Genomic DNA, 11928 nt, shown 5'->3' on the forward strand with positions numbered 1-11928 from the left:
CGTGTAGTTATATTGTGTTTGTTTCTTTTGGTTTTAGAAATCTACACGTTCCAAGTTTTTAAAACCATAATTAAGAACAAGTCTTTTTTATATAGTATTCAAATTGCAAGTGTTGCTTTATCAGTTTATATTGTTTACTCCTTAATGCAGTTTGATAGGAGTATAGGTCAAACACAAAAAACAATGTTTACTATGGCTTTGTTGCTATTAGTTTACCTTCCTAAGTTTGTTTTTACAATACTACTTTTAGGCGAAGATTTGTATCGTTTGTGTGTAGGGACTTTAAATTATTTTTCTAATTATGATGAAAGCAAAGATTTTTTTAACTCACGCAGAAAATTTATAAGTCAAATAGGATTGGGTCTTGCTGCAGTGCCTTTTCTATCACTTATATATGGTATTACAGTTGGTAAGTACAATTACAAAGTAATCAAGCAACGTATTTTTTTTCCGGATTTACCAGATGCTTTTGATGGATTTACAATTACACAAATATCAGATGTTCATAGTGGTAGTTTTGATAATCCAGATAAAATACAACACGCAATTGATTTGATCAATGAGCAAGGTTCTGATTTGATACTGTTTACAGGAGATATTGTAAACACGCATGCCAAAGAAATGCATCCTTGGATAGAAACGTTTAACAATATCAATAAACACGAGTACGGTAAATACGCTGTATTAGGGAATCATGATTATGGGGAATATGTAACTTGGAAAACCGAACAAGAAAAAGAGGAGAACTTTGAGGATATAAAAAAGCTTTACGGACAAATAGACTTTAACTTATTACTTAATGAGCATACTTTTATAAAGAAAGGCAATGATCAAATAGCTCTTGTAGGGGTAGAAAACTGGGGACACAATTTTAAACAAGCTGGAGATTTAGACAAAGCATCTGGATCATTACAAAAACAAGATTTTAAAATACTTATGAGCCATGATCCTTCACACTGGAATAAGGTAGTTCAGCACGATAAAAGACATTTTCAACTTACGCTTTCTGGTCATACTCATGGCATGCAATTTGGTATTGAAATTCCAGGCTATTTCAAATGGAGTTTAGTGCAATATGTGTACGAACAATGGGCTGGTTTGTATGAAAACGTGGGACGCTATATTTATGTAAACAGAGGTTTTGGTTTTCATGCCTATCCTGGTAGAGTAGGAATCATGCCAGAAATAACAGTAATTGAACTAAAAAAAGCCCCTAATGTGGCATAATTCGTTAAAAATGTTACATTTGTATATTATCAATCTCTTGTATTACATTTAGAAAACTAAATATTAAGGTTTATGTCAAAATTTGGAGAACTTTTACATACTCAAGTGCCCGTATTAATTGATTTTTATACGGATTGGAATGAATCTTCGGTAGCCATGCATCCCGTTATTAGAGATGTAGCAGCTGCTCTTGGTGATAAAGCTAAGGTTATAAGGATAGACGTTGATAAAAACCAAGAATTAGCCAATGCACTTCGCATTAAAGGACTTCCAACATTGATGCTTTATAAGCAAGGCCAAATGATTTGGAGACAATCTGGAGAGCTCGATGCAAATACTCTTATTAGTATTGTTCAAGGACAGTATTAATTATCATTACCTATAAGACTTTCGTTTCATAGTTGTTATCTTGTAAATATTGTAAGGTTGCGGGTAACACGTATTTTAGTTTTTCAAAAGCTTTTATACTGTCATGAAAAACAATAATACTCCCTGGCTGCAAGTTCATAATTACATTGTTCAAGCATTCTTCATTGCTTATCTTTTCATCAAAATCAGCGCTTAATACATCCCACATAATTATTTTATATCCCATTTTTAATAAAGCTCTAGACTGAGCTGTTTTTATTTTGCCGTAAGGCGGACGAAAAATTTTAGAGTCAGAATTGTAATTCCTATTCTCGTCTATTATTTCTTGACAAAGCTCCGTGTTGTCAATGTAGTTTTGCGTTGATGTCTTCCATCCGTTTAAATGATTGAAGGTATGATTCCCTACAGCATGGCCTTCACTTATAATTTTTTTAAATATTACGGGATATTTACGAATGTTATCACCTATACAAAAAAAGGTAGCTTTAAAATTGTATTTGTTTAATTCATCCAATACCCATGATGTTACTTCGGGTGTGGGACCATCATCAAAAGTTAGATAAACCACTTTTTTTGTGTTTGGAATGTCCCAAATCCATTTTGAGAACAGTGTCTTAATTAGTTTATTAGTTTTTACCCAGTACAATTTCATCTCAAAGAAAGTTAAAAAAAATAGCGACAAGATTGCCGCTATTTTAAGTACTATTTTATTTATTCTCTATCACGTTCAAAACGTTCAAACATTTTTATATAGGTATTAAATGTAGCTCTGTGCTTGTTGTAGAACTCTAAGTCATTATTCTCTTTCATTACTTTAAGCAAGCTTCTATAGCGCTCAATATCTGTAACAATAGGAATCACAATACTTGACTGCTCACTAGCTTTTAAACCGCCATAATAATTAAGGTTTTCACGGTATTTCTGGGTTAGTTTATCCAATAATTGTTGAGCTTTAGCTTTCTCACCTGTTTTGTAATATCCATCTGCAAATGGCTCCACAAGGGAGTAGTAACCAAAGTATTCTACTGGAAGTTTAGTCATTGCGAGATCTATAACTTTCTTTGCCTTATCGGTTTTGCCTTCCTTAATGAGTTGGTTCATCAATCTAGAAAGGTATGATCTGTAGTTGATACTGTTGCGTCTAGTTTCAGGATCATGATAAATGGTAGTACTTTCTCCGTTACCCCATTCCCATTTCATGACAATATCATACATTTTATCTGAATCCAATTGTCCCATGTCTAGTGGGCTAGCATCTTTAGGTAAAGTAGTTTTAACAGGAACCAGTTTGTATACCATTCCTTCTAGTTGTAAGTACTCTTTCATCCAAATGTAATCTTCGTTATCAAAGGCACCACCACTAAAATAGATAGGGCGTTTCCAGTTGTTATTTGCAACTATATCTAGCATCATCAATCGGTTTTTGTACAAGGCATTTTTGCTAACATCAATGTCAATGTATGGAACTATTGAGTCAAAGTATTGCGCCGAAACAACTTTATTTTTGATAATTGTATTTTTATCAACTGGAATTCTGATTTTGTTTGTTGGATAAAAATGAATCGTTTGTCCGTTTTGCATTTCAACCGTTGATTTTGGATTTTTAATAAAATCAATCAAATCTTTAATGTCCCAACGGGTGTCTATTTTAGGGATAAATGCCACATAGTCTAATTTGTCACCCACGTATTGATCATGCGTAAATGAAATCGGCAATGCGTCTGATTCGTATGTTTTGGTTTTCATTTGATCGATATACCAATCGGTCATGAACAAACTAGTATTTACTATTTTAATGTCAGTTCTTACACCTTCAATTTCTTGGGCATACCACAAAGGGAAAGTGTCGTTATCCCCAATGGTGAACAAAATAGCATTAGGATCACATGAGGTTAAGTATGCTTTTGCCATGGCTACTGCAGTAGATTTGCCTGAACGGTCATGATCATCCCAGTTTTGAGAAGCCATTAATACGGGAGCGGCAAGTAAACAAGCGCTAATCATTATTGGTCCAGCAATTTTTGGGGCTAAGTATTTTTGAGCGCTCTCATATAATGCATATACACCAAAACCAATCCAGATAGCAAATACATAAAACGATCCTACAAGAGCATAATCACGTTCTCTCGGTTCAAATGGTCTTTCGTTGAGGTATATTTTTAATGCAATTCCGGTAAAAAGAAATAAGGCAAGTAGAACGTAAAAGCTCTTTAGATCTTTATTGGCATGATACATTAAACCAATAAGTCCTAGAATAAAAGGTAAAAAGAAATATACGTTTCTACCTTTGTTGTTTGTCACATCTGAAGGTAAGTTTTCTTGACTTCCTAAATGTAATTCATCAATAAATGAAATACCACTCAACCAGTTTCCATCAAGATAATCATATCTTCCTTGAACATCGTTTTGTCTCCCTACAAAATTCCACATTAAATACCTCCAGTACATATAGCCAAATTGGTATTCAACCATAAAGCCTAAATTGTCTGCTGTGGTAGGTTTTTCAATTAATAAATAGTCGCCATAACTTTTTAAGAATTTTACATATCCCTCATTGTCAATTTGTTGTTGTGCATACGCCTGTCTAAACTCGTTTACAATTTTTTCTGTTTCACTCTTTAGTTGCGCTATGGCTTTGTTATAATCTTCTTCGCTTAATTGGCTAGGGTCAATGCCGTATTTTGCAAGATCTTCTTCATAAGGATAATCAGGATTTAGTCTAAACGCTGGAGGATTAGTAAAATTCATATAATTCTCAATATGCTCAGCGCTCCACATTCTTGGCAAGATGGTTTTATGATTGTCATCAGAATTTTGCTCTGCATTTTTGAAATTATTTACAATAACATATTTGCCAGTTTTATAATCTCGCTCATAGTTTGGTGCTTTGTCCAGGTACGGATTATCCTTGTCTAAACCTGCAAAATTTTCAGTGTATTGAGGGCCGTAAAAAAGAGGATTAACTCCGTATTGTTCTCTATTATAGTAGGCGAGAACTTCGCGTGCATCAGATGGTTTATTTTCATTAATAACTGTATTAGCATTGGCACGAATAGGTAACATCATCCAGGTAGAAAAACCAATTAGGATGAAAAGTACACAAAGCAATAGAGTATTGTATGTAATTAGTTGTTTTTTCTTCGTGTATTGCAAACCAAAATAAAACAAAACAGCAATAAGTATAGCAACAAACAATGTTCCAGAGTCAAAAGGTAATCCTAAATTATTTACCATAAAAACTTCGGTTTTACCAAAGAAAGCCATCGTTAGTGGTAGTAACAATTTAAAAATAAATAACAAAATAGAAATCACTACGACATTTGCAATAATAAAACTCTTAAGAGTTACTTTTTCATAATTTTTAAAGAAATATAAAAAACCAATTGCAGGAATGGTTAATAAAGCCATAAAGTGTACACCAAAAGAAAGCCCTACTACTAATGATATAATAAGCAACCATTTATTACCTCTTGGCTTATCCATATCTTGTTCCCAGCGTAAGCCAAGCCAAAACAATAATGCTATTAAAAGGGAAGCCATGGCATACACTTCCGCCTCTACGGCATTGTACCAAAAACTATCTGAGAAAGTGTACGCCAATGCTCCTACAAACGAACTTCCTAAAACAACAACATCATTGTTTTTGTTTAATGAAGGTGTTGATGCAAATCGACCAACAATTTTTCTCAAAATCATTGATGATGACCAAAACATAAATAAAATAGTAAACGCACTTGAAAAAACAGATACCATATTTACCATCAATGCAATCTTAGTATTATCTAATGCAAACATGGCAAAAAAGGCACCAATCATTTGGTACAATGGAGCACCTGGCGGATGGCCAACTTCTAATTTTGCAGCAGTGGCAATGTATTCTCCACAATCCCAAAAACTCATGGTGGGTTCAACTGTCAAACTATAGGTGATTAATGCTATCCCAAAAGTAAGCCAACCGATGATTGTGTTCCATTTATTGAAATTGAATGCTGTTTTATCCATGTATCAAGTCTTATATTATTTAAGTTACAAAGAAAATGTTTTTTTGTTTAACCCACATCGCATTAACATTATTTTCTGTAAAACTATCTTCGAATACTAACCTATTGATAATGAATATTTTTCTTCTTTAACGAGTCCTTTTTTTTAATTTGAATGATTTTTTTTTGATAAAAATGTAAAAAAAATTTGTGCAAACTAAAAAATAGTATAAATTTGCACTCGCTAAGCAACAATAAAGCAAAGCATTTTACTGGTCTATGGTGTAATGGTAACACAACTGTTTTTGGTGCAGTCTTTCTAGGTTCGAGTCCTAGTAGACCAACTTAAAAAAAACCTCTCAATCGAGAGGTTTTTTTGTTTAGAATACGTTTTGAATTTAGATTCTGAAAGTAAGAACCGGTCTAGATTCATGATTTATCAATCCTTGACTAATGCTCCCGCTAAAAAAGTGGGATAATCTTGTTCTTCCGTGTGTGCAAATGCTAATTAAGTCGGCTTCTTTGCTTTTAGCAAAATTAGTAATGCCGTTTTCAACATTCGTATCATTGTATACGTGGGTGGAGTAGTTTTCTAAATCATGTTTTCTAAGGAATTTTTCTAAAATTTGATCGCTTTTTTGAGTGGTTTTAAAACTGTTTGGAGTATTAATCATGACTAAAAGCAGTTTTGCATTTGTATCTTGACTAAATTTCAGCAGTTTCTTAAAAGGTTTTTTGGTTTCTTTCGAAAAATCAGATGCGAAAACTATTTTTTCGATCTGAAATTCGCCGGGATCTTTCTTGATAACTAAAACGGGAGCTTTGGATAGCCGAACTACTTTCTCGGTATTTGAGCCTATTAATAAGTGTTCTGTGTTTGAGCTTCCGTGTGAGCCCATAATAATTAAATCAATTTCGTTAGTTTCATTAAAGGATAAAATTCCAGAAAATGCTTTCTCTAGCTGAACGCTACTTTCTACCACAATGCCGTCTAGGTAAGATTGTGATTTTATATTCTCCAGTCTTTCATTTGCCTTTCGAATAAATAAAATTACTTCAGGAATGCTTTTTCCGCTCGAAACAGCATCGCTCATTTGGCTAGGAAGTTCTAATAAATGTAAGAGATAAATAGATGCGTTGTTTTTTTTAGCAAGTTGAGCTGCGGCTTTTAATGCGTATTCAGCTTGTTCAGAAAAATCAGTGGGAACTAAAATGTGTTTCATAATCAAATAAGTGTTAAATTATGGGAATCAACAAGTTGTTTTTAACTTGATATTAAAGATAAGAATTTTTTTTAAAGCGGTCAATTATTTTAATTTGTAAAAAAACACTATCTTTGCACCGTTATTTATTAAAAACTAGATAATGAGGGGACGAATAGTCCCCTCTTTTTATAAAAATATGACATTTAAAGAAAAGTTACATTCAGTTTTGAGCGACTGCTTAGCAGAGAAGCCCTCGATATTTCTAATTGACCTAGTAGTTACAGATGCTTTTAAAGTTATTGTTGCGCTAGATGGAGATCAAGGTGTGGCCTTGCAAGACTGTATTGATGTGAGTAAATATATTGATAGTAAACTAGATAGAGAAGAGCAAGATTATTCTCTTGAAGTGGCCTCAGTAGGAGTTGGATCTGCCTTGAAACAAGTAAGGCAATACAAGAAAAATATAGGTAGAACCTTGATTGTGAAGACAAATACAGAAATTATTGAAGCAGAATTAGTAGATGCTAATGATGATTTTGTAATTTTGTCATGGCAAGCAAGAGAGCCTAAAAAAATAGGTAAGGGGAAAGAGACAATTCAAAAGGAATTACAACTTCCTTATGGAGATATTAAAGAAGCAATTGTTACAGTAACATTTTAATTAAAGAATTCGCATGGAAAATTTAGCATTAATCGATTCATTTTCAGAGTTTAAAGATGATAAACTCATTGATCGTGTAACGCTTATGGCAATTTTAGAAGATGTATTTAGAAATGCATTGAAGAAAAAGTACGGTTCAGATGATAATTTTGACATCATCATAAATCCTGATAAGGGTGATATGGAGATATGGCAAAGAAGAGTAATCGTTGCGGATGAAGATTTAGATTTTGATCACCTTGAAATAACTTTAACAGAAGCTAGAAAAATTGAACCAGATTTTGAAATTGGTGAAGAAGTATCTGAAGAGGTAAAACTTATTGATTTGGGGCGTAGAGCTATTCTTGCTTTACGTCAAAACTTGATTTCAAAAATACATGAGCACGACAATACGAATCTTTACAAGCAATTCAAGGATTTAATTGGAGATATTTATACTGCCGAAGTACATCATGTGCGCCCTAGAGTTGTTATTTTAGTAGATGATGAGGGGAATGAGATTGTATTACCTAAAGAAAAGCAAATTCCATCTGACTTTTTCCGTAAAGGTGATAACGTTAGAGGTATTATAGAAAGTGTTGAATTGAAAGGAAATAAACCGCAAATAATTATGTCTAGAACTTCTGAGAAGTTTTTAGAAAAATTATTTGAACAAGAAATTCCTGAAGTTTTTGACGGTTTAATTATGGTTAAAAAAGTGGTAAGAATCCCTGGCGAAAAAGCAAAAGTAGCCGTAGATTCTTATGATGATAGAATTGATCCTGTAGGTGCTTGTGTGGGAATGAAAGGTTCAAGAATTCATGGTATTGTTCGTGAACTAGGAAATGAAAATATTGATGTTATCAATTATACTAGTAATATTCAATTGTTAATTACACGTGCTTTAAGTCCAGCAAAAGTTTCTTCAATTAAAATTAATGAGGAAACTAAAAGAGCTGAAGTTTTCTTGAAATTAGAGGAAGTTTCTAAGGCTATTGGTCGTGGAGGACACAATATTAAATTAGCTGGATTATTGACAGGATATGAATTAGACGTGATTCGTGAGGGTGATGTAGCTGGTGCTACTGCTGATGAGGATGACGTTGAGTTAACTGAATTCTCAGATGAAATTGAGGGTTGGGTTATTGAGGAATTTGCTAAAATTGGTTTAGATACTGCAAAAAGTATCTTGAGTCAAGATGTAGATGACTTAGTTAGAAGAACAGATCTAGAAGAGGAAACAATCTTAGATGTAATGAGAATATTAAAAGAGGAATTTGACAGTTAGTCAACAGGTCTTCAACTATAAACATGCCATTTTACAAATAATCTAGTTCGGTAGGTATCGGCTAGAAGTAAAGTGAGGAATAACAAAAAAGGTAAAAATAAAAAGGTTTTATGTCTGAAGAGAGAATTATTAGAATAAACAAAGTTTTAAGGGAATTGAATATTTCTTTGGAAAGAGCTGTGGATTATCTAAAAGATAAGGGAATTGCAATTGATGCAAATCCAAACGCAAAAATTTCTGATGATATATACAATGTTTTGTGCGGTCAATTTGCTGGTGACAAAGGGAATAAAGAAGCTTCAAAAGAAGTAGGAGAAGAGAAAAGAAAAGAAAAGGAAGCATTACGTTTAGAGCGAGAAAAAGAGATCGAGGATAAACGTAAACTTGATGAAGAACGAGCAAAACAACAAGAAGTTATAAAGGCAAGAGCCGTTTTGTCTGGACCAGTTCAAGTAGGTAAGATTGATTTGAACCCAAAAAAGGCTGCAATTGTTCCTCCTGTAAAAGAGGCCCCAAAAGTAGAATCTGCTCCTAAAAGTGTTGAAGTTCCTGCTGCAAAGATTACACCGGCAGAAAATAAAATTGTCCCGAAACCTTTGGATATCAAAACTACTTCAGATGTTAAAGAATCAAAACCTGCAATTGCTCCTAAAGAAGTAGTTAAGGAACTTGTAGCTGAAATACCTGTAGCTCCTAAGGTTGTTGAAATAGTTGAACCAGTAAAATCTGAAGAGGTTACTGCTGACGAAACTATTACCACTCAATACCAAAAATTATCTGGTACTACTCTAACAGGACAAATTATTGATTTATCGCAATTTAATAAGCCTAAAAAGAAAAAAGAAGAGCCAAAGATTACACCTAATAAACCAGGTGCTCCTGGTTCTGCGGCAGCTAATGCCAATAAGAATAAACGTAAAAGGATAGCTCCTAAACCAGGTGCGCCAAGGCCTCCTGCTGTTCCGGGTGCTCCAAATCCAAATAAAATTACGCCGAACACTGGTGGTGGTGGTTTTAATGCGAATAGAAGCGCAAGACCTGGTTTCGTAAAAGGAAACAGACCTGCAATTGTTGCAAAAGTTGAGCCAACAGAAGAAGAAGTTAAAAATCAAATTAGAGAGACTTTAGAAAAACTACAAGGTAAAGGTGGTAAGTCTAAAGCGGCTAAATATAGAAGAGATAAAAGAGATACGCACCGTCAGAAATCTGATGATGAGCAAAGAGCTTTAGATGAAGGAAGTAAAACTATTAAGGTTACTGAGTTTGTTACTGTAGGTGAAATTGCAATCATGATGGATGTGCCAATTACTAAAGTTATTGGAACGTGTATGTCACTTGGAATCATGGTTACCATGAATCAGCGTCTTGATGCAGAAACGTTGACAATTGTTGCTGATGAGTTTGGTTATGAAGTTGAATTTATTACTGTTGATATCGAAGAAGCAATTCAGGTTGTTGAAGATAGAGAAGAAGACCTGGTTTTCAGAGCGCCAATCGTTACGGTAATGGGTCACGTCGATCACGGTAAGACATCATTACTGGATTACATTCGTAAAGAAAACGTAATTGCAGGGGAGTCTGGAGGAATTACACAACACATTGGTGCCTACGGAGTAACTCTTGATAACGGACAAAAAATTGCATTTTTAGATACACCGGGTCACGAAGCGTTTACTGCGATGCGTGCGCGTGGTGCTCAAGTTACCGATATTGCTATTATTGTAATTGCAGCAGATGATGACATCATGCCACAAACAAAAGAAGCAATTAGCCATGCTCAAGCAGCTGGAGTTCCTATTATTTTTGCAATTAATAAAATTGATAAGCCAAATGCTAACCCTGAAAAAGTAAAAGAAAGATTAGCAGGTATGAATTTACTTGTTGAAGATTGGGGTGGAAAAATTCAATCACATGATATTTCTGCAAAAGTGGGAACTGGTGTAAAAGAATTATTAGAAAAAGTGTTGCTTGAAGCTGAAATTTTAGATTTGAAAGCAAATCCTAATAAAGCAGCATCTGGTACTGTAGTAGAGGCTTTTCTTGACAAAGGAAAGGGATATGTTTCTACAATATTAGTACAAAATGGTTCTTTGAAAGTAGGAGATTATATGTTAGCGGGTAAGCATCATGGTAAAATTAAAGCCATGCATGATGAAAGAGGTAATGTTATAAGCGTTGCTGGACCATCTACACCAGTTTCTGTTCTAGGTCTTGACGGAGCAGCTACGGCAGGTGATAAATTCAATATTTTTGAAGACGAAAAAGAAGCTAAGCAAATTGCGTCTAAACGTTCTCAGTTAATGCGTGAGCAATCAGTACGTACTCAACGTCATATTACATTAGATGAAATTGGACGAAGAATAGCATTAGGTCAGTTTAAAGAATTGAACATTATTCTTAAAGGAGATGTTGATGGATCTGTTGAGGCCTTGTCTGATTCGTTCTCTAAATTATCTACCGAAGAAATTCAAATTAATATTATCCATAAAGGTGTTGGAGCAATTACAGAAACTGATGTTATGTTAGCTTCTGCTTCAGATGCGATTATTATTGGATTTAATGTGCGTCCTGCTGGAAATGCAAGACAATTGGCCGATAAAGAAGAAATAGATATCCGTTACTATTCTATTATCTATGCAGCTATCGATGACTTGAAAGATGCAATGGAAGGAATGTTAGCTCCTGAAATGAAAGAAGAAATCCTTGGTACAGCTGAGATTAGAGAGATCTTCAAAATTTCTAAAGTTGGTTCTATTGCAGGAAGTATGGTTATGGATGGTAAAATTGTTAAGAATGCTAAGATGCGTGTTATTCGTGATGGTGTAGTTGTATTCACTGGAGAGTTATTAGCTCTTAAACGTTTTAAAGATGACGTTAGAGATGTAGCCAAAGGATACGATTGTGGTATTCAAATTAAAGGATATAATGACATTGAAGAACGTGATGTTATTGAATCATACCATGAAGTTGCTGTTAAAAAGAAATTGAAATAATTTTATATTATAGTTTTAAAATCCCGATTCGTCGGGATTTTTTTATTTTAATACTTTTTTGTAAAATGATATTTTATGATTGATTAAGTTTGATGTTTTGTTGAAATTCGGCAATAGTTTTTGTTGTTTATCATTATTTTAATTTACAAAGCTATGCCTTTTTATTAATTTTTTTTTCGGTTTAATAGTCAAAAATAGTTGGTAAAAATGCTGTAAAGCATTATAA

The 11928-nt window shown here is 33.8% G+C and carries 8 protein-coding genes and 1 tRNA gene; 6 read left to right on the forward strand and 3 right to left on the reverse strand.

The window, feature by feature from the left end; translation table 11 throughout:
• The coding region (locus FPG59_RS09355) for a metallophosphoesterase (protein ID WP_254906672.1) at nucleotides 1-1227 on the forward strand (1227 nt) is incomplete at its 5' end.
• A gap of 72 nt (nucleotides 1228-1299) precedes the next feature.
• Nucleotides 1300-1596: a co-chaperone YbbN gene (locus FPG59_RS09360; protein WP_086454349.1), complete on the forward strand. Its 297-nt coding sequence runs from the start codon at nucleotides 1300-1302 to the stop codon at nucleotides 1594-1596.
• 10 nt (nucleotides 1597-1606) lie between these two features.
• Here FPG59_RS09360 and FPG59_RS09365 read toward each other — a convergent pair whose 3' ends face one another.
• Nucleotides 1607-2248 (reverse strand): polysaccharide deacetylase family protein, encoded by a 642-nt coding sequence (locus FPG59_RS09365; RefSeq protein WP_086454350.1) that lies wholly within the window; start codon nucleotides 2246-2248, stop codon nucleotides 1607-1609.
• 59 nt (nucleotides 2249-2307) lie between these two features.
• Complete coding sequence (locus FPG59_RS09370; RefSeq protein WP_086454351.1) at nucleotides 2308-5598, reverse strand: DUF2723 domain-containing protein; 3291 nt, start codon at nucleotides 5596-5598, stop codon at nucleotides 2308-2310.
• A gap of 251 nt (nucleotides 5599-5849) precedes the next feature.
• Between FPG59_RS09370 and FPG59_RS09375 the strand changes: the two genes are divergently transcribed.
• Nucleotides 5850-5920: transfer RNA gene (locus FPG59_RS09375), tRNA-Gln, on the forward strand.
• Nucleotides 5921-5974: 54 nt separating this feature from the next.
• Here the strand turns inward: FPG59_RS09375 and FPG59_RS09380 are convergent.
• Complete coding sequence (locus tag FPG59_RS09380) at nucleotides 5975-6799, reverse strand: universal stress protein (RefSeq protein ID WP_086454352.1); 825 nt, start codon at nucleotides 6797-6799, stop codon at nucleotides 5975-5977.
• A gap of 178 nt (nucleotides 6800-6977) precedes the next feature.
• Between FPG59_RS09380 and rimP the strand changes: the two genes are divergently transcribed.
• The 3 genes from rimP (at nucleotide 6978) to infB (ending at nucleotide 11702) form a co-directional block, all read left to right on the forward strand.
• Entirely contained in the window at nucleotides 6978-7442 is a 465-nt protein-coding gene (gene rimP / locus FPG59_RS09385) for a ribosome assembly cofactor RimP (RefSeq protein ID WP_086454356.1), read from the forward strand.
• Between the two features lie 13 nt (nucleotides 7443-7455).
• Nucleotides 7456-8709: a transcription termination factor NusA gene (gene nusA / locus FPG59_RS09390; RefSeq protein WP_086454353.1), complete on the forward strand. Its 1254-nt coding sequence runs from the start codon at nucleotides 7456-7458 to the stop codon at nucleotides 8707-8709.
• 110 nt (nucleotides 8710-8819) lie between these two features.
• Entirely contained in the window at nucleotides 8820-11702 is a 2883-nt protein-coding gene (gene infB, locus FPG59_RS09395; RefSeq protein WP_086454354.1) for a translation initiation factor IF-2, read from the forward strand.
• Nucleotides 11703-11928 lie beyond the last annotated feature (226 nt).

This window comes from Flavobacterium sp. FPG59 (assembly GCF_002150205.1).
Lineage (GTDB): Bacteria > Bacteroidota > Bacteroidia > Flavobacteriales > Flavobacteriaceae > Flavobacterium.